General features: G+C 64.5%; 12 protein-coding genes. 1 reads left to right on the top strand and 11 read right to left on the bottom strand.

Features of this window, described 5'->3' with window-relative positions:
- Positions 1-98 precede the first annotated feature (98 nt).
- The 11 genes from ACU5AZ_RS12335 to ACU5AZ_RS12385 form a co-directional block, all read right to left on the bottom strand.
- Positions 99-1,271 (bottom strand): osmoprotectant NAGGN system M42 family peptidase, encoded by a 1,173-nt coding sequence (locus tag ACU5AZ_RS12335; protein WP_446822658.1) that lies wholly within the window; start codon positions 1,269-1,271, stop codon positions 99-101.
- A 9-nt stretch (positions 1,272-1,280) separates the two neighbouring features.
- Positions 1,281-3,092 (bottom strand): N-acetylglutaminylglutamine synthetase, encoded by a 1,812-nt coding sequence (gene ngg / locus ACU5AZ_RS12340; RefSeq protein WP_446822659.1) that lies wholly within the window; start codon positions 3,090-3,092, stop codon positions 1,281-1,283.
- 9 nt (positions 3,093-3,101) lie between these two features.
- Complete coding sequence (locus ACU5AZ_RS12345; protein WP_446822660.1) at positions 3,102-4,877, bottom strand: N-acetylglutaminylglutamine amidotransferase; 1,776 nt, start codon at positions 4,875-4,877, stop codon at positions 3,102-3,104.
- 160 nt (positions 4,878-5,037) lie between these two features.
- The gene (locus tag ACU5AZ_RS12350; RefSeq protein ID WP_446822661.1) at positions 5,038-6,312 is read right to left on the bottom strand and encodes a TRAP transporter large permease; all 1,275 of its coding nucleotides are present in this window, start codon (positions 6,310-6,312) and stop codon (positions 5,038-5,040) included.
- Between the two features lie 8 nt (positions 6,313-6,320).
- Positions 6,321-6,887: a TRAP transporter small permease gene (locus ACU5AZ_RS12355; RefSeq protein WP_446822662.1), complete on the bottom strand. Its 567-nt coding sequence runs from the start codon at positions 6,885-6,887 to the stop codon at positions 6,321-6,323.
- A gap of 117 nt (positions 6,888-7,004) precedes the next feature.
- Positions 7,005-7,985, bottom strand: a complete 981-nt coding sequence (locus ACU5AZ_RS12360) for a sialic acid TRAP transporter substrate-binding protein SiaP (RefSeq protein ID WP_446826002.1) — start codon at positions 7,983-7,985, stop codon at positions 7,005-7,007.
- A 226-nt stretch (positions 7,986-8,211) separates the two neighbouring features.
- Entirely contained in the window at positions 8,212-9,228 is a 1,017-nt protein-coding gene (locus ACU5AZ_RS12365) for a zinc-binding alcohol dehydrogenase family protein (RefSeq protein ID WP_446822663.1), read from the bottom strand.
- A gap of 89 nt (positions 9,229-9,317) precedes the next feature.
- The gene (locus ACU5AZ_RS12370; protein WP_446822664.1) at positions 9,318-12,830 is read right to left on the bottom strand and encodes a molybdopterin cofactor-binding domain-containing protein; all 3,513 of its coding nucleotides are present in this window, start codon (positions 12,828-12,830) and stop codon (positions 9,318-9,320) included.
- Positions 12,827-13,324, bottom strand: a complete 498-nt coding sequence (locus tag ACU5AZ_RS12375) for a (2Fe-2S)-binding protein (protein WP_446822665.1) — start codon at positions 13,322-13,324, stop codon at positions 12,827-12,829. The genes ACU5AZ_RS12370 and ACU5AZ_RS12375 overlap by 4 nt, the downstream gene beginning before the upstream one ends.
- Positions 13,325-13,356: 32 nt before the next feature.
- Entirely contained in the window at positions 13,357-15,102 is a 1,746-nt protein-coding gene (locus tag ACU5AZ_RS12380; protein ID WP_446822666.1) for a hydantoinase B/oxoprolinase family protein, read from the bottom strand.
- Positions 15,099-17,210, bottom strand: coding sequence for a hydantoinase/oxoprolinase family protein (locus tag ACU5AZ_RS12385; protein WP_446826003.1), 2,112 nt, complete (start codon positions 17,208-17,210; stop codon positions 15,099-15,101). Before ACU5AZ_RS12385 ends, ACU5AZ_RS12380 begins: the two co-directional genes overlap by 4 nt.
- 233 nt (positions 17,211-17,443) lie before the next feature.
- On the opposite strand from ACU5AZ_RS12385, the gene ACU5AZ_RS12390 reads away from it, so the two are divergent.
- Positions 17,444-18,898, top strand: coding sequence for a 6-hydroxynicotinate reductase (locus ACU5AZ_RS12390; RefSeq protein WP_446826004.1), 1,455 nt, complete (start codon positions 17,444-17,446; stop codon positions 18,896-18,898).
- The last annotated feature ends 1 nt before the right edge of the window (position 18,899 follow it).

Consider the following 18,899-nt stretch of genomic DNA (forward strand, 5'->3'; position numbering starts at 1 on the left):
ATCGGGCACGTCCCCAGCAGGAATGCGCCCGGATGGATTTGGTTCCCGGTCATCGGTGGAATTCTCGCGCGCGGCTTTGCGTCAGAGGCGCTCGCTCGTCATTCGCCGGCGTCCAGCTCCTCGTCGCGGATGTCCGGGGAGAGGTCCTGGCTTGCCTCGTCGGTGTTCTGCCGGGTGAAGCCCTTGACCCCTTCCGCCGTCGGCGAAAAGTCGCGGGTAATGGCGACCGGGCTTGCCACGTAGGCGGCAATCAACTCGGCCAGGGAGCGCAGCGCGTGGAGATGGATGCGCTCGTAGCCGTGCGACGCGTCGACGCCGAAGGTGATCAGCGCCGTGCGGACATCGGCGCCTGCCTCCAGCGCGCTGGCGGAGTCCGAGCGGTAGTAGCGGAAGATGTCCTTCTGGTAGCGGATATCGTTTTCCCGGCAGAGATCGACCAGCTTCTTGGTCAGGTGATAGTCGAACGGGCCGGTCTGGTCTGCCATGGCGATGGTGACACCGAACTCGGAGGAGTTCTGCCCGGGCGCCGACGTGCCGTTGTCGACGGCGATCATGGAGGCCACTTCCGGGGTCAGCACCGAGGCGGCGCCGACGCCGACCTCTTCGGCAATCGTGAACAGGAAATGGATGTCCACCGGCGTGCGGACCTTTTCGTCCTGCAAGGCCTTCAGGGCGGCAAGCTCGACGGCGACGCCGGCCTTGTTGTCGAGATGGCGGGAGACGATGAAGCCGTTATCGATGAATTCCGGCTGCGGATCGATGGCGACCATGTCACCGATCTCGACGCCGAGCCGCTCCAGGTCCTCGGCACTTCGCGACATGGCGTCGATGCGCAGTTCGACGTATTCCCAACCGATCGGCATGGTGTCGACTTCTTCGTTATAGGTGTGGCCCGATGCCTTCAAAGGCAGGACGGTGCCGCGATACGAGCCCTTCTCCGTGAAGATGGTCGCACGAGCGCCTTCGGCAAAGCGGGCGGACCAGTGACCGACAGGCACGAGCGCGGCCCGGCCATTGGCCTTGAGCGCCTTGATCTGTGCGCCGAGTGTGTCGAGATGGGTGACGACGGCGCGGGCGCCATGGCGGCGCGAGCCCTGCCTGACGGCGCGGATGGCGCCACGCCGGGTCAGTTCGGCTTCGAGGCCGAGTTTCTGCAGCTCACCGGTTACATAGCGTACGATCGTGTCCGTGTAGCCTGTCGGGCTCGGTATGGCGAGCAGGTCCTTCAGAACCTGGATGAGATATGCGCTGTCGATCGTCAGCCGTGTCATGTGTCCTCCTTAAACTCCTGTTCGCCGCATCGCCTGCCTGACCGGTTCCGGCATCGAAAGCGGAAAGAGCAGGTCGATGAAGCGTTCGACGGTCGGCTGGGGCTCGTGGTTTGCCAGCCCCGGCCGCTCGTTCGCCTCGATGAAGGCATAGTCGGCCTCATGCGGCGACTTCACCATAAGGTCGATGCCCGTCACCGGTATGTCAATCGCCCGCGCCGCTTTGACGGCCGCCTCGATCAGCACCGGATGCACTTCCTCGGTGACGTCGTGAATGGTTCCGCCGGTGTGCAGGTTGGCGGTCCGGCGCACCATGACTTCCTCGTCCGCCGGGATGACGCTCTTCAACGAGTAGCCGGCGGCCGCGAGGGTCCGCCGGGTTTCCGCATCCACCGGAATTTCGGATTCGCCGCCCGTCGCGGCGGCACGGCGGCGGCTCTGTGCGGCGATCAGCTCCGCGGCGGTCGAGTGTCCGTCACCGACAATGATCGGCGGACGCCTGATGGCGGCAGCCACCAGCCTGTAGTTTATCACTACGAGACGCAGGTCCTGGCCCTCGATCATCGCCTCGATGAGCACATCGTTGGACACCGACTTGGCTTCGGCAACCGCAGCCGCGACGTCCTCTTCGGTGGTCAGCCCGATGGAGATTCCGCGGCCCTGTTCGCCTCGGGCCGGCTTGACGACGAGCGAACCGTGTTCCGCCAGGAATGCGCTCACGGCCTCGCTGCCGGCATCGCCGCTGATCTGCGGTGGAACCCGCACGCCGGCCTGCTCGACGATCCGCCTCGTCGTCGCCTTGTCGTCGCAAATCGACATGGCGACGGCCGACGTGAGTTCCGACAGGCTTTCCCGGCAGCGGATCGAGACGCCGCCATGGGTCAGGCGGAAGAAGCCGCCACCGGCATCCATGATGTCGACCTGGATGCCGCGCCGGCGCGCCTCCTTGACGATGATCGCCGCATAGGGGTTCAGGCCCTCGTCGGTCTCAGGGCGGGTGAAGAGCCGCTCGTTGATCGAATTCTTGCGCTTGACCGAGAAGAACGGCACGCGCTGGAAGCCGAGCTTTTCATAGAGCGCAATCGCCTGTTCATTGTCGTGCAGGACAGACAGATCGAGGAAGCCTGCGCCACGGGCGGCTGAGTATTCCGCCAGCCGCCGGACCAGCGCCTCGCCGATACCGGCATGGCGGGCCTGCGGATCCACGGCAAGGCACCAGAGCGAGGAGCCGCGCTCGCTGTCGTTGAAGGCGCGCATGTGGTCGACCCCGGTCACCGTTCCGATGATCTGGCCGGTGCGCTCGTCCTCGGCGACGAAATAGATGATCGCCCGCGCATCGCGCTTGGACCAGAAGAACTCCGGCGGCACCTGTACCATGGATCGCGAGGCGTAGATGCGATTGATGGCGATCGCATCCCGCTGCGAGGTCAGCCGGCGGATGAAATAGCCTTTCGGCGTCCGCTTCGACGGCCGGTAGCCGGACAGGTCCAGCCGGTAGGTGTGCGAGGGATCGAGGAAGATCTCCTGCGGCGCGCTTGCCAGCAGCACATGCGGGTCGCGGACATAGAGTGCGATGTCGCGGCGGTCCGCCTTCTCCTCGCGCAAGGCGCCGGCCAGCGTATCCGGACTGGTGAAGGTCTGGGCGAAGACCAGCCGACCCCAACCGCAGTCGAGGGCGAAATCGGATTCCGCCTTCTGATCCTCATCGGGTTGCGGATGGGCAATCGGGGGTTTGAGCCCCTGTTCGCGCATCCGTTTCAGCCGATGTCCGTAGCCGTCGCGGCCGCGCTGTGTCACGGACGTCGTCTTCTTCGTGTCGGACATGTCAGCACCTCAGATGTCGTGGGCCTGCAGCCACATTTCCAGGAGGGCGGCCTGCCACAGCTCCGAACCACGCAGCGGCGTGATGTGGGCAGCAGGATCGGCAAAGAGTTGGTCGAGCCACTGCTTCTGGAACAGACCGCGCTCGCGTGCCTTCTGGGAGGTCAGCGCATCGCGCACCATGTCGAGGAACGGACCCTGGATGTATTTGAGCTGCGGGACCGGGAAATAGCCCTTCTTGCGGTCGATCACCTCGCTCGGGATCACCTGGCGGGCGGCATCCTTGAGGATGCCCTTGCCCTGGTCTGCGAGCTTCAGTTCCGGCGGCACGGTGGCGGCCAGTTCCACGAGCTCGTGGTCGAGGAACGGAACGCGGGCCTCAAGCCCCCAGGCCATCGTCATGTTGTCGACGCGCTTGAGCGGGTCGTCGACCAGCATCACCTGCGAATCGAGGCGCAGGGCCCGGTCGACGGGCGTGGCTGCGCCGGACATCATCAGATGGTCGCGCACCAGCTCAAAACTTTCGTCGCGGTCGGCCATCCATTCGGGCGACAGCTGCGTGGCCAGCGTCTCGTGGCTGCGGTCGAAGAAGACCTTGGCATAGTCGCCGACGACATCGTTGGAGCCCATCAGCGGCGGGTACCAGTGATAGCCGGCGAAGACCTCGTCGGCGCCCTGGCCGGACTGCACGACCTTGATGTGCTTGGAGACCTCGCGCGACAGCAGGTAGAAGCCGATATTGTCATAGGAAACCATCGGTTCCGACTGGGCGCGGATCGTATCTGGCAGATGGCCCATCAGGTCTTCTGCCGGAACGAAGATCTTGTGGTGGTCGGTCTCGAAGCGCTTTGCGATCAGGTCGGAATAGACGAATTCGTCGCCCTTCTCGCCATTGGCCTCTTCAAAGCCGATGGAGAAGGTCATCAGATCCTTCTGGCCTTCTTCCGCCAGCAGGCCGACGATCAGGCTGGAATCGACACCGCCGGAGAGCAGCACGCCGACCGGCACGTCGGCCACCATGCGGCGACGGACGGCAACGCGCAGGGCCTCGAGAACGCGGTCGCGCCATTGTTCGCGGGTGAGGCCGCTGTCTTCCTCGCGACGCTCGTAGACCGGCTGCCAGTAGCGGCGTTCTCGGCTCGTGCCATCCTGCTCGATCCGGCGAACGGTCGCCGGTGGCAGCTTGCGCACGCCCTTCAGGATCGTGCGCGGCGGCGGCACGACGGCGTGAAAGCTCATGTAATTGTGGAGTGCGGCCTTGTCGATGCCCGTGTCGATGTCGCCGCCTGCGACGAGCGCGGGCAGGCTGGAGGCAAAGCGCAACCGCTTGCCGTCCTCGGAAATGTAGAAGGGCTTGATGCCGAAGCGGTCGCGCGCCAGAGTCACGGCGCCCGTGTCGCGCTCGTGAATGGCGAAGGCGAACATGCCGTGGAGGCGCTTGACGCAGTCCTCACCCCACTTGTGGAAGGCCTTGAGGATGACTTCGGTGTCACCCTCGGAGAAGAAGCGGTAACCGGCTTCCTGCAATTCCTTGCGCAGCTCGGGGTAGTTGTAGATGCACCCGTTGAACGTGATGGTCAGGCCAAGATCGGGATCCGTCATCGGCTGGGCGGCCTTCTCGGAAAGATCGATGATCTTCAGCCGCCTGTGGCCGAAGGCTATCCGTCCTCTCGACACCACTCCCGCACCATCCGGACCACGAGGTGCCAGCACCTCCATCATCCTGCCGACAGCCGAGGCATTGGCAAACGAATCATCAAAACGGACTTCTCCGGCAATTCCACACATAACGGGGACACCTTCCTGTTCTGCAGGGTGGTTGACCCTGCGCTGTTGCAATCAAAACAAAAAAGGCGCGGACCAAGCCGCGCCTTCTGTTAACGGGTTTGTATAGAAAGAGTTCCCTGAATTCAAATTTCGGCGGGAACTTTTCCGGGTCGGCCCTTTCCTACCTGTACCAGACGGTGGGCAGGTAAAGGGTGATCGACGGGAAAATGCTGATGGCGGCCAGCACCAGCAGCAGCGGGATGAGGAAGGGCGCGGTCGCCCGGATCGTCTTCTCGACCGACAGGCCGGAGATGCGCGACAGCACGAACAGGACCATCCCGACCGGCGGCGTCAGCAGGCCGATCATCAGGTTCAGCACCATGATGACGCCGAACTGGACGGGGTCGATGCCGACATGGACGACCACCGGCATGAGCACCGGCACGAGGATCGAGATCGCGGCGATCGTTTCCATGAAGCAGCCGACGATCAGCACCAGGATGTTGATGATCAGCAGGATAACGAGCGGATTGTCGCTGACACCGAGCAGGAAGTTGGTCACCAGCGTCGTCACCTGGGTCACCGTCAGCACCCAGGAGAACAGCGAGGCGGCCGCGACGATGATCAGTACGCTTGCCGTCGTCTCGATGGTCTGGATGCTGATCTTGTAGAAGCGGCGGAAGGTGAGCGTGCGATAGAAGACGAAGCCGAGGAGAAGCGCCCAGGCGCAGGCGGCGATTGCTGCTTCCGTCGGAGTGAAGGCGCCCGATGACATGCCGCCGATGATGATGACCGGGGTCATCAGGGCGGGAACGGCGGAAACGAAGGTCCGGCCAAGCGTGGTGACGCGGAACGCCTGATCGCGGCCGATGCCTTTGCGATGCGAATACCAGGTGACGTAGAGCATCAGCGCCACGGCCATCAGCAGACCGGGAAGGAAGCCGGCTGCGAAAAGCTGCCCGATCGAGACGTTGGCCATGACACCGAAGACGACCATCGGCAGGGACGGCGGCATGATCGGGCCGATGGTGGACGAGGCGGCGGTGATGCCGACGGACAGGTTGTCGTCATAGCCGCGGTCGCGCATCGCCTTGATCTCGATGGTGCCGAGGCCGCCGGCATCGGCGACGGCCGCGCCCGACATGCCGGCGAAGATGACCGAGGCCAGCACGTTGACGTGGCCGAGGCCGCCGCGAAGCCAGCCGACGGCGGCGGTCGCGAAGTCGAAGATGCGGTTGGTGATGCCGGCCGAGTTCATCAGGTTGCCGGCGAGAATGAAGAACGGCACGGCGATCAGCGGGAAGCTGTCGACGCCGCCCGCCATCCGGTGCAGCACGACGAAGGCGGGGATGTGTCCTATGAAATAGACATAGGCGAGCGAGGCAGCGCCCAGCGAGACGAAGACCGGTACGCCGATGATGAGCAGACCGAAGAAGACGGTGAGAAGAAGAAGCATCGTGAACCTCAGTCTATGACCAGCGGGGTGCTGTTTTCATCTTCGCGCCAGCCGCGGCGGGCGCTGGCAATGAAGCTGGTGACGGCGCGCCAGAGCATCATGAGGCAGCCGATGGCGATGCCCGCATAGACGACCTGCATGGAGATGTCGAAGACGGTCATCCGCTGGATCTTCATCTTGTCCATCACGGTCCAGGAGAAGACGACCAGCAGGGCGACGAAGGCCAGCGTGATGGTATCGGAGATGGCGCGCAGCACCCGCCCCGCCTTTTCCGGCAGCATGTAGGGCAGGATGTCGACGGCGATGTTCGAGCGGCGGCGGAAGACGACGCTGGCGCCGATGAAGGTCAGCCACATCAGGAGATAGCGGTCTATCTCTTCCGTCCAGGCATAGGAATCATTCAGCACGTAGCGGCTGAAGAACTGCAGGAAGGTGACGATCGCCATTCCCCAGAACAGCAGGAAGGACAGCCAGTCGTCGAAGTGGTGTTCGATCGGCTCGTCCTGCTCGTCTTCGATGTGCAGCGCAGCGGCTGCGCTCAGCTCTTCCTGCTGCTTGTCGTCATTCGTCGCCATGCGGCTCGTCTCCCCATCCGATACGGGCTTCCGCGATCGCGGAATATCCTGATTGTGCACCGGCCCCGGTGCGCCATGGCAGGCGCGTCGGGGCCGGTGGCGTCGATGGCGGATGCCTTACAGGGCCTGCAGGGCGTCGTACTGCTCCTTCGTCCAGCCGGCGCCGGAGTCAGGATCGTTGTGCAGGGGCTTGGCCGCTTCGATGAACGGGCCGCGGTCGACTTCGACGACGGTATTGCCCTGTTCGGTGAACCATGCGGCGAGCTTGCCTTCGGCGTCGCGGATCTGGTCGGTCGCGTTGGAGGCGGCCTCGCGCAGGACGTCCTCGAAGATCTTCTTCTGGTCGTCCGAAAGCTGCGACCAGACATGCGGGCCGACGATGGTCAGAAGCGATTCCGTGATGTGCTGGGTGAGCATGATGTGGCTCTGCACTTCATAGAACTTCTTCGCCTTGATCGTCGGCAGCGGGTTTTCCTGGCCGTCGACCGTGCCCTGCTGCAAAGCGAGGTAGACTTCGGAGAAGGCGATCGGCGTGGCGTTGGCGCCGACAGACTTAGTGAACATCAGAAACAGCGGCGCCGGCGGTACGCGCAGCTTCATGCCCTTCATGTCTTCCGGCTTGGTGATTGCCTTGTTTGCCGTCAGGTTGCGCTGGCCGTAATAGGTGAGTGCCACGGCATGGTTGCCGGAGGCGTCATTGTAGCCGCCCGTCAGCTCCTGGAAGAGGGGCGAGTCGCGATAGGCCTTCCAGTGGTCGAAATCGCGCAGGATGAACGGCGCGTTGGAGATCGCCATCGGCTTGTGGATCGAGCCGGCAAAGGCCACGCCTGTATAGATGATGTCGACCGTGCCGAGGCCGAGGCCTTCGTTGATCTGGTTCTCGTTGCCGAGCTGCGACGCCGGGAAGACCGAGATGGAGATTTCGCCGTTGGTCCGCTTCTTGATTTCCTCGGCGGCCCACAGCGCCTGCTCGTGATAGGGTTCCGACGTCTCGTAGACATGCGCCCATTTCAGCTCCATGGCGGCCTTGGCCGGCACGGAAAGGGCTGTCGACAGCGACAGGGCTACGAGGCCGAACGTGGCCGTTCTGCGTGTAATCTTCATGGTTTCCCTCCTCCTAGGGTGTCCGCTTCAAGCGGACAGTTCCGCAGGCAGGCGTCTCCTCCAAGACGGGACTGCATACGGAAAAACTATCTTGTCTGATAACTTCCGCGAAAAATGCGCAAGCATCACCCGTTCCCGACAGGTGATTACCTCAACTCATAGTATGAAACTGACAGGCGATCAATTGCACTTGTCGTATTATGAATGCGAACGTTGCGGCCTATCGGCTGATCACGACTTTCAATGCGTCGCGATGCGAATCCCAATAGGGCAGCGCCGATTCCGCCTCGGTGAACGGCACGACCTTGGAGACCAGCAGATCCGGCGTGTCTCCTGCCGATTCCAGGTAGGAAATCACCGATCGGAAATCCGCCATGGTGGCATTGCGCGATCCCATGATGTCCAGTTCCTTCAGGTTGAAGAACTGGGTCTGATAGGTGACCGGCGCCTTCGAATAGCCCACATAGACGACGCGTCCGGCAAAGCAGGCGAGATCGACGGCCTGGGTGAAGGTCTGCGGCAGGCCGACGGCCTCGAAGGCGACATCGACGCCGTCTCCGTCTGTCAGGTCGTAGACGGCCTTGACCAGTTCCTCGGCGCCGGAGGGAAGCGCATGCGTGGCGCCGAAGCGCTTGGCCAGTTCGCGCTTCTGCTCGCTCGGGTCGATGGCGATGACCTCGGCGCCGCGCGACGCAGCCGCGATGACAGCGCCCATGCCGATCATGCCGCAGCCGATGACGGCCACCCGATCGCCCTTGGCGACACGGCCACGCTCGACGGCGTGGAAGCCGACGGACAGCGGCTCGACCAGCGCCAGATGAAGGGGCTTCAAAGTGTCGTTGAGGATGACTTTTTCGGCCGGCAGGACGATCTCGTCGGCAAGCCCGCCATTCTGCTGGACGCCCAGGGTCTTGTTGTAGCGGCAGGCGTTGAGGCGGCCCTTGCGGCAGGACGAGCAGGTGCCGCAATTGGTGTAGGGCATGACGATGACGCGCTTGCCCTTCTGGTAGGCCGGATTGACCGCGGAGCCTGCCTCGATGATCTCGCCGCCGATCTCGTGGCCGGGAATGCGTGGCAGTTCGACGAGGGGGTTGAGGCCCTTGAAGGTGTTGAGATCGCTGCCGCAGAGACCGACGTGCCTGACGGCGATCCGCACCTGGCCCTCTCCCATGGGCGCGGACTCAATGTCATGGAAAACCGTGGTGTTTTCCCGTTCGATCATCAGCGCGCGCACCATAGTCTCACTCCTCCAACAGGTTCCGGCTTGTTGTCCGATGCATACGCCAAAGCCTCGCAGGAAGAAACGGCTTTTTCGGATGCGATGGTTCAGTGGCGGATTTCCTGAAGGGCTTTTTCGATCCCGTTCCAGGCGGGAGCCCCAGGTGCGAAGCGGGCCCGGACATAGCGCGCCAGTTCGCCGATCTGCTTGTCCGTCAGCGTCCGGCCGAAGGCCGGCATGGACATGATTTCCTCATGCGCGCCGCCGGTGAGCGCGGCTAGCCGGGCAGGGGCTTCGGCACCGTTGACGATCACCTGCAGAACATTGGCCGGATTGTCGCTGACGACGGCGGAGCGCAGGGCGAGCGGGGTCAGCAGATCGTTGTTCTCGTGGCAGGAGGCGCAGGCGCCGTCGAAGATCCGTTTGCCGCGCGGCTCGGCAAGGGCGGCTGCCTCTGCTGCGGCGTCGCTGGCGGCGATCGCAGTCTGAGGGTCGGCGGCGTGTCCTGTCACGTTCTTAAGGGAGGTGAGATAGGTGGCCATGGCGCGGATGTCGCTGTTCGGCAGCGGCGCAAGCGAGGCGACAACCTCCGCCATCGGTCCGCCGGCGCCGCCGTGGTTTTCCGAATAGCCGTGGCGCAGATAGGCGTAGAGCTCGTCTGTGGTCCAGCCCGAAGGCGCTTTCGTCGCACCGGTCAGGGCCGGGGCTTCCCAGCCGTCTGCAAACCCGCCGGCAAGATGATGCGTGCCCGTCTTCTCCGCCTGAAGGACATTGCGCTCGGTATGGCAGGCGGAACAGTGGCCGAGCGTTTCGACCAGATAGGCACCGCGGTTCCATTCGGCGCTCATTGCCGTATTCGCGGTGAATGGTTCGGGCTTGTGGAACAGCGCATTCCAGCCGGCCATCAGCGTGCGGATGTTGAAGGGGAAGGCGAGCGCCGTTTGCGGCGTCTTGTTCCGGCTGGGGGCGAGGCTGTTCATGTAGGCATAGAGCGCCTGCATGTCGTTTTCCTCGACGCCGGCAAGGGATGTATAGGGATGCGCGGGATAGAGGAAATGACCGTTGCGGCTGACACCTTCGCGCATGGCTCGCGCGAAGGCGGGATAGGACCAGGCGCCGATGCCGGCGTCCGGATCAGGAGTGATGTTCGGCGCATAGATATTGCCGAACGGCGTTTCGAACGCCCTGCCGCCGGCAAATGCGGTTCCGTCGGCACCGACATGACAGACATTGCAGGCGCCGGCAGCGGCGACCAACCGGCCACGCTCCAGCGTCTCAGTGCTGTAGACGCCGCTCTGCGGCCTGGCGACCGGGGCGATCGAGGCCGGAAAGGGGGTTACCCAGGAGAGACCGGCAAGCGTGGCGGCGATGCCGGCAAACGACAGGCCAGCGAGGAGGCCCTTCCTTGCCGGCTTCTCCGGCTGCGGCTTCGCGGGTGGCTCACCGCCGTTCAGCGCAGCCAGCACCTTTTCAGGCGTCAGCGGCAATTCGCGAAAGCGGATGCCGGTCGCATCATAGACCGCGTTGCAGATGGCGGCGGCGCTGGGCACGGAAGCCGATTCGCCGACGCCGAGCGGCGGTTCGTTCTGGCGCGGCATGAGCAGGACATCGATATCCGGCACGTCCGGGAACGTGATCAGTGGATAGCTGCCCCAGTCCTTCGACACGACCTTCGTCTCGTCGAACTCCACCTGTTCCTTCAGCGTGCGGCTGACGGACTGGACGATGTTGCCGTGGATCTGGTGCTTCACGCCGTCCGGATTGATCATCAGGCCGGAGTCCTGGCCGCAGATCACCTTGGTGACGGCGATTTCGCCGGTCTTGCGGTTGACGGCGACATCGGTCACCCAGGCGGCCCAGGCTGCGGCAACACCGGGGAAGGTGCCGTGTACATAGACGGCATAGGCAAAGCCGCGGCCATACAGAAGATCGCCTTCTCCGCCCATGGTTCCCCAGCTGGTGCGCGGCGTCCAGCCGGCGCGTTCGGCGGTCGCCTTGATGAGGTCTATGGCGCGCTCGTCCTTCATGTAGCGCAGGCGGTATTCGATCGGGTCCACCTTGGCGGCGGCGGCGAGCTCGTCGATGAAGGATTCGTGCGCGTAGGTGTTCGGCATGGACGAAACGCCGCGAAACCAGGAGGCGCGGGCAATCGGCGGCATGTCGTGGACGGTCACCCGCAGCGCGCCGAAGTCATAGGGCGGGATGGCGGTGCGGTCGCCCATCTGCAGCGTATCGGCGACCGGGGCGAGGCGGCCGGTCAGGATCAGTGCCAGCGTCGGCGAGGCGTTGGACGGATAGCGGCTTTCGAAGTCGTAGGCCGCAGGGCCGCCCTCGAGATCGAGCGCGCCGCGCACATCCATCACCTGGGCGGTGCCCTTCGGCTCCCATTCGTGTTCCTGCTCGCGCGTCAGCTGCACCCTGACCGGGCGTCCGCAGGCGCGCGACAGGAGAGCCGCATCGGCGGTAACGTCGTCGGCGCAGTTACGGCCATAACAGCCTGCCGCCTCCAGCCGCTCCACGGTGATGAAGCTCTCCGGCACATGGAGGAGCTGGGCGAGGTCGCGGCGCATCCAGAACGGGTTCTGGGTGCCGGACCACACGGTCAGGCCATCCTCGCGCCAGTCGGCGACGGCGCAGGACGGGCCGATCGAGGCGTGCATCTGGTAGGGCCAGACATAGCTGCGGGTGAGCGGCTCGGCGGCACCCTCCAGCACGCGGTCAACATTGCCCTTGTCTGCGAGCTTGCGGGCAATGCCCGGATTCTGGTGGAGCGGGTCGTAGGGATCGTTGAGGTCGGGCCGGGCGGGTGGCTCTTTCCAGTCAACCTTGAGGCGGTTCATCGCCTCGATCGCCTGCTCTTCGCGCTCAGTCACCAGACCGACGAAATCGCCTTCGGAAAAGACGCCGACCATGCCGGGGATATCGGCGACGGACCCTTCGTCGATCGCGATCAGGCTGTTGCCGACATGCGGGCCCTGGTCGTAACCGGCATAGGGTGGGCGCACGACGCGGCCATGCAGCATGCCGGGCAGCCGCACGTCATGGACGTAGATCCAGGCCCCGCGTGATTTTGCCGGGATATCGCTGCGACGCTGCGGGGTTCCGACCAGGCGGTAGTCGGAAACGGGCTTGACTGGCGCATCGCGGTCCAGAGGGATATCCACGTGCCGTCCGGTGACGATCTCGCCGAAGCTGATGGAGCGGTTGCCGTCCTTCTCGCGGATGATGCCATCGTCGAAAACCAGCGCCTCGGGGGCGATCTCCAGCCGTTCGGCCGCTTCGCCGAGGAGATACCGTCTGGCGGTCGCGGCGGCAAAGCGCAGGGGCTTGGCGGCAATCTGTATCGTTTCCGAGGCGATGGTCGCGCCCTGGTCCGGAACGGAGCCGGTGGAGCCGAGCACCATGTCGACCCTGGCGAAAGCGAGGTCCAGCTCTTCGGCGACGATCTGGGCAAGCGCGGTCCGGATGCCGGTGCCGAGATCGACATGGCCGTTGAAGGCCGTCACCGCGCCATTTCCATCGATGGCTATATAAATGTCCGACCCGTCGGTGCCGGTGATCAGAAGCATGTCGTCGCTGGCGAACCAGGCGCTTTTCGGGATATCGCGAACGTCGCTCATCCGGCGGCGCTTTCTATGGCGGACGGTTCACGCATCAGGCCTGCGGCCTTTCTGACAGCGGCGAGGATTTCCATATGCGTGCCGCAGCGACAGAGATTGTGTCTGAGCGATGCCCGGATCTCATCCTCGGTCGGTGTCGGACAGCGTTTCAGAAGCCCAGTCGTGGCGATGATCATGCCGTTCAGGCAATATCCGCACTGGGCGGCATTTTCTTCGATGAAGGCCTGCTGGACCGGGTGTGGCCTCTCGCCGTCGCCAAGGCCCTCGATCGTCGTGAAGGTGCGGCCGGCCGCGTCGCGGATCTTGACGGTGCAGGCGCGCACGGCGCGATCGCCGGCGAGCACCATGCAGGCACCGCATTCGCCGAGTCCGCAACCGAATTTCGGGCCGTTCAGTTGCAGATCGTTGCGCAGGACATAGAGGAGCGGCGTTTCAGGGTCGGCAGAGACGGTGACGGTCCTGCCATTGACGGTGATCTCATGGGGAGTGCTCATGGATCGGTCACCCTCTTTGCCCCTCTTGTCCGTTATGTTCGAAGATGCGTCCGCAGCGTTTCGGTTTTTTGCCAGTCTGGCACGCCGCCCTCAGCGATGACAACGCCGAACAACGTGCCGGCTTCCTCCCGGGTGTAGCGTTCCAGCCGCACGTCCTCGGCCACCAGCGCCGGGTCGCGGGTCAGCGGATCGCCGTAGCCGCCGCCGCCCGGCGTGCGCACCCGCACCCGGTCGCCCGGTTTCATCGGGATATCCTGCGCCTTCGACAGGTGTTCCGGCGTCATCGGATTGCCGTCCTGCCAGACGGTGACCCGGTTGACCATGCCATCGCGGCCGCCGAGCGCGCCCTGCGGACCGAAGCGGCCGTGATCCATGACGAAGCTCGCGGTCGCATTGCCGCGCCTCAACTCGACTTCGTAGTCGAGGCCGAAACCGCCGCGATGCTTGCCGGCGCCGCCGGAGCCTTCATGCAGCGCGTAGCGATGATAGAGGACCGGGAACTGCTGCTCCATGATCTCGACCGGCGGTGCCTTGGAAATGCCGATGGTCGAGCAGCCGTTGGCGATGCCGTCGCCATCCGCGCTGCCGCCGTAGCCGCCGCCGGAAATCTGGTACATGACGAAGTTGCGGCCGCGCTCGGGATCGAAGCCGCCGAGGCCGAAATTGCCGGACGAGCCGGCGGGCGCGGCGGTGACGCGGTCCGGCAGCGCCTCGACCAGCGCGGCGAAGACGGCTTCGGCGATGCGCTGCGAGACCTCGGCCGCGCAGCCGGAAACGGGACGCGGATAGCGGGCGTCGAGGAAGGTGCCTTCCGGGCGAACGATCTTGAGCGGCTCGAAGGCGCCGGCCGAGATCGGCACGTCGGGGAAGATGTGGCGCATGGCGAGATATACGGAGGAATGCGTCGTCGCCAGAACCGAGTTCATCGGTCCCATGCAGGGCGCGGAAGAGCCGGCGAAATCGAAGGTCAGTTCGCCGTCCTTGGCCGTAACGGTGAGCCTGATCTCCAGCGGTTCGTTTATCACGCCGTCGCTGTCGACATAGGCGGTCGAGGTGTAGACGCCGTCCGGAATGAGCTTGATGTTGGCGCGCATCTGTTCGGCGGCGCGGCGCTTCAGCTCGCCGATCGCCTCGGCAACGGTGTCGTCGCCGTAGCGGTCGAGAATGCGGTTCAGACGCTTCTCTCCGACCAGAAGGGCGGCGGCCTGCGCCTTGACGTCACCGATGCGCTGTTCGGCGACACGGATGTTGGAACAGATGATGGCGTAGATTTCCTTGTCGAGCACGCCCTTCTTGAACAGGCGGACCGGCGGAAGGCGGAGGCCTTCCTGCTCGACGGCGGTCGCCGAGGCCGAGAAGCCGCCCGGGACCGCGCCGCCGGTGTCGGGCCAGTGGCCGGTGTTCGACAGCCAGCAGAAGATCTTGCCGTTGCGGTAATAGGGCATGGCGAAGCGGACATCCATGAGATGCGTGCCGCCGAGATAGGGGTCGTTGACGATGTAGATGTCGCCCGGCTGCGGTTCGGCCGCGTCGCCCGAGGCGATCATCTCGATCAGCGTGCGGGTGGAGTACTGCATGGTGCCGACGAAGACGGGGAGGCCGCCGGCCCCTTGCGCGATCAGCGCGCCGTCTTCGGCCGAATAGATGCCGTCGGAGCGGTCGTTCGCCTCGGCTATGACCGGAGAGAAGGCGGCGCGCGAGAAGGTCAGGTCCATCTCGTCGCAGACCTGCTGCAGGCCGTTCTGGATGACGGAGAGCGTGATCGGATCGATGGTCATGCGAGCGCTCCCTTGAGGGTGATGATGATGTTGCCGTCGCGGTCCTGCGCGGCCGTATCGCCGGGTTCCACGACTATGGTCGTGTCCATCTGTTCGATGATGGCGGGGCCGGTGACGGTGGCGTCGGCGGGCAGGTGGTCGCGCCAGTAGACCGGCGTCGTCACCCAGCCGTCAAACCAGACCGGGCGTTCGCCGGTCTTCGCCTCGGCGAGCGTCGCCTTGCGGCCAGACGCGTCGATCAGCAGGGAGAGGTCGATATCCTTGCGGCGGCCGATGACGGATGTGTTGACGTTGACAAGGCTCGGGCGGATTTCCGGCAGTTCGACATGGAAGCGGTTGAAATAGGCGTCGGCGAAACGCTGGCGCAGTTCCTCGCGGCTCGGTGTCGGCGTGTCGAGTGACACGCGCAGGAGGTGGGTCTGGCCGATGAACTGCATGTCGACCGAATAGATCTCCTTCAATTCCTCGATCTCGACCGGTTCCTTGGCGATCAGCCGGCGTCCTTCTTCGCCCTGATGGGCAAAGAGCGCGTGGACGGCGTCCATGTCGGCCAAGTCGAGCGGCTTGTTGACGGTGTTGACGAAGTCATGCCGGAGATCGGCGACGACGCAGCCCAGCGCATTGGTGATGCCGGGGCGGGAGGGACAGAGGACGCGCGGCACGCCGAGTTCGCGGGCGATCGCCACGGCATGCAACGGGCCCGCGCCGCCAAAGGCGAAGAGGGCGTAGTCGCGCGGGTCTTCGCCAAGGCTCACCGAGACCATGCGCACCGCGCCGGCCATCTTGGCGTTGGCGATCTGCAGCACGGCTGCGGCGGCGTCCGTGGCATCCAGGCCGAGCGGCGCGCCGAGGTCGCGTTCGAAGATCGCGCGGATATCGTCGAGGGAGATTTTCGAGGAAACGGAGTTGAGCTTGTCCGGGTTCATGCGCCCGAGCAGAAGGTTGGCGTCGGAGATGGTCGGGCGTGTGCCGCCGCGCCCGTAGCAGATCGGGCCCGGCGTCGCGCCGGCGCTTTCCGGACCGACCTGCAAGAGGCCCGCGGCCGTCACCTTGGCGATCGAGCCGCCGCCGGCGCCGACGGTGCGCACGTCGACCATCGGCACGTGGATCGGCATGGCGTATTCGATCTCGATCTCGTTGGAGACCGCCGGTTCCGCGCCCTTGATCAGCGCCACGTCGGTTGAGGTGCCGCCCATGTCATAGGTCAGGAGATTGGTGATGCCCGCACGCCGTCCGGTGTAGGCTGCCGCCATGACGCCGGATGCCGGGCCGGACATGACGGTCTTGGCGGCTTCGTTGGAGACGTGGCGGGCCGAGACCATGCCGCCGTTTCCGTTCATCACCAGAACGTCGTTGCGGTAGCCGCGCTCGGCGAGCTTGTCGGCCAGGCGCTCGACATAGCGGCGCAGAAGCGGCTGTACCGAGGCGTTGACGGCGGCCGTCACGCCGCGCTCGAATTCGCGGCTTTCGGAGAGCAGGGCATGACCCATTGTGATGTTGCCGTTCGGCCAGATTTCAGCGGCGATTTCGGCCGCGCGCAGTTCATGGGCGGGATTGGCGTAAGCGTGCAGGAAATGGATGACGAGGGATTCGCAGCCCTTGTCGACCAGTGCCTGAAGGGCGGACTTCAACGCGTCCTCGTCGAGCGGGGTGACGACATTGCCGCCGGCATCCATGCGCTCGGGGATTTCGATGCGCAGATCACGCGGAATGATAGGTGTGAACTCGCCCTTCATGCCGTAGGGATTGGGGCGGGTGCGGCGGCCGAGCTCCAGCACATCGCGGAAGCCGATCGTGGTGATGATGCCGGTCTTGGCCAGCGTCCGCTCCAGAACCGCATTCGTCGTCGTCGTGGTGCCGTGGATGATGAGATCGAGCGTGTGGAGATCCGCACCGGCTGCCTCCAGCGCGTTCAGGACGCCGCCGGCCTGGTTGTCGAGCGTGGTCGGGGTCTTGGCGAGGCGAACCGTGCGGGTGGCGCTGTCGACGAGGACGAGGTCGGTAAACGTGCCTCCGACGTCAATGCCCGCGACCTGCGACTGCACCGTCGGTGCCGGATCTGCCGGTTTGCCAGCTGCGCGATCGGCGGCCAGAACATCGTCCTGCATCATGAACCCCGTTTATCATTTGTATACGAACAGACTATGAATGAAGCGCAACGACTGTCAAGCGTCACATTCGTCGTCGGAAACAATTTCTCCTCTGCGGAAAACAGCCGTTGACAGGTCTTGAGGTTAGATGTTTGTATACGAACGAATGATGTTCAGGCGCATGGGAGCCGAATGTGACGACTGCCCCCGATGTCAAGGCCGAGAAGATACGCTGCGATGCCTGTCCGGTGATGTGCTACATCGCCGATGGCCGCTCCGGAGCCTGCGACCGCTATGCCAATGAAGGTGGACAACTGATCCGCCTCGATCCCCTCGTTATCCTCGAAAACCGCTCGGCGACCGGCGGCGACGTCGTGCCCTTCCTGGAGCGTGACTGGGACGGCGACGTGGTCGGCGCTTCGAACAGTTTCGTGACCGCCGTCGGGGCTGGCACGACCTATCCCGATTACAAGCCGGCGCCTTTCATCGTTTCGTCCGAAGTCGACGGCGCCGACATGATTACCGTTGTCACCGAAGGCATCTTCTCTTATTGCGGAGTGAAGGTGAAAATCGACACCGACCGGCACCTTGGCCACGAATGCGCGACGGTTCGCGTCGACGGCGAGCCCGTCGGCCACGTGACGACGGCGGAATACGGCAGCCAGATGCTGTCGCTCGGCGGTGTCAACCATCTGACCGGCGGCTCGAAGAAGGAAGGCCGCATTACCTGCGATACGCTCTTGAAGCTCTGCAACGGCGAGGCGGTCGAAGTCTCGATCGACGAGGGCGCGACGCTCATCGTGGAGGCCGGCAAGGCGCCGATCGTCAACGGCGTGCCCGAGAGCCGCATGCGGGTCGGTTGCGGATCGGCGACGGTCGGCATGTTCGCGGCGCAATGGATGGGGCTGGTCGACGAGGTCGTCGTGGTGGACGATCACATCACCGGCGTCATGTCCGAGCACCAGGCGGGCAAGGTCATCGGCTGGCAGCCGACCGGCATCAAGATCAATGGCCGGCGCTCGACTCCCGGTCGCTATTTCCAGGTGGCCGAACCCGGCACGGGCTGGGGCGGCACCGATCTCGCCGATCCGCTCGCCATCCTCGGCAAGTTCGATCCGAAGACGGCTAAGCCCGGTCAGTCGTTGCTGATGGTTTCGACGACGGGCGAGCACGCCGCCTATTACGAACTCGACGAAAACCTCTGTCCGATCGAAAAGGAGATGCCGGAGCGGCTTCTCCCCTCGGTCAAGCGGATCGAGGAAAACTGCGAGCCGGCGATGACGTCCGTCCTGTTCATGGCGGGCGCCGGCGGATCGCTGCGCGCCGGCGCGACGCAGAACCCGGTTGGTCTCACCCGTTCGGTCCAGCAGGCGCTCACCTATGTGTCCTGTGGCGGCGCGCCCGCCTATGTCTGGCCCGGCGGCGGTATCACGCTGATGGTCGATGTTACGCGCATGCCGAAGAATTCCTTCGGTTACGTCCCGACCCCGGCGTTGGTCGCTCCAATCGAGTTCACCATGCGCTCCGACGACTACGCGGCGCTCGGCGGGCACATGGATTACGTCATGCCGCTGATGGAAGCGCTTGGCGGCAAGACCGGGCGGCAGAACGACCATCTCCTGAAGGGCCGTCGCAACCTTTCCGCCAGCGGCGACAATCCCTGGCCACCGCGCGCCAAGTCTGCGCTCAGCAAGAAGGTCAGCTGAC

This window comes from Rhizobium sp. PAMB 3182 (assembly GCF_052908355.1).

Coding starts and splice junctions, on each gene's coding strand:
- ACU5AZ_RS12370 (WP_446822664.1), bottom strand. CDS start 12,830: ATGAGCGACGTTCGCGATATCCCGAAAAGCGCCTGGTTCGCCAGCGAC.
- ACU5AZ_RS12375 (WP_446822665.1), bottom strand. CDS start 13,324: ATGAGCACTCCCCATGAGATCACCGTCAATGGCAGGACCGTCACCGTC.
- ACU5AZ_RS12355 (WP_446822662.1), bottom strand. CDS start 6,887: ATGGCGACGAATGACGACAAGCAGCAGGAAGAGCTGAGCGCAGCCGCT.
- ACU5AZ_RS12365 (WP_446822663.1), bottom strand. CDS start 9,228: ATGGTGCGCGCGCTGATGATCGAACGGGAAAACACCACGGTTTTCCAT.
- ACU5AZ_RS12335 (WP_446822658.1), bottom strand. CDS start 1,271: ATGACACGGCTGACGATCGACAGCGCATATCTCATCCAGGTTCTGAAG.
- ngg (WP_446822659.1), bottom strand. CDS start 3,092: ATGTCCGACACGAAGAAGACGACGTCCGTGACACAGCGCGGCCGCGAC.
- ACU5AZ_RS12350 (WP_446822661.1), bottom strand. CDS start 6,312: ATGCTTCTTCTTCTCACCGTCTTCTTCGGTCTGCTCATCATCGGCGTA.
- ACU5AZ_RS12390 (WP_446826004.1), top strand. CDS start 17,444: ATGTGCTACATCGCCGATGGCCGCTCCGGAGCCTGCGACCGCTATGCC.
- ACU5AZ_RS12385 (WP_446826003.1), bottom strand. CDS start 17,210: ATGCAGGACGATGTTCTGGCCGCCGATCGCGCAGCTGGCAAACCGGCA.
- ACU5AZ_RS12345 (WP_446822660.1), bottom strand. CDS start 4,877: ATGTGTGGAATTGCCGGAGAAGTCCGTTTTGATGATTCGTTTGCCAAT.
- ACU5AZ_RS12380 (WP_446822666.1), bottom strand. CDS start 15,102: ATGACCATCGATCCGATCACGCTCTCCGTCATCCAGAACGGCCTGCAG.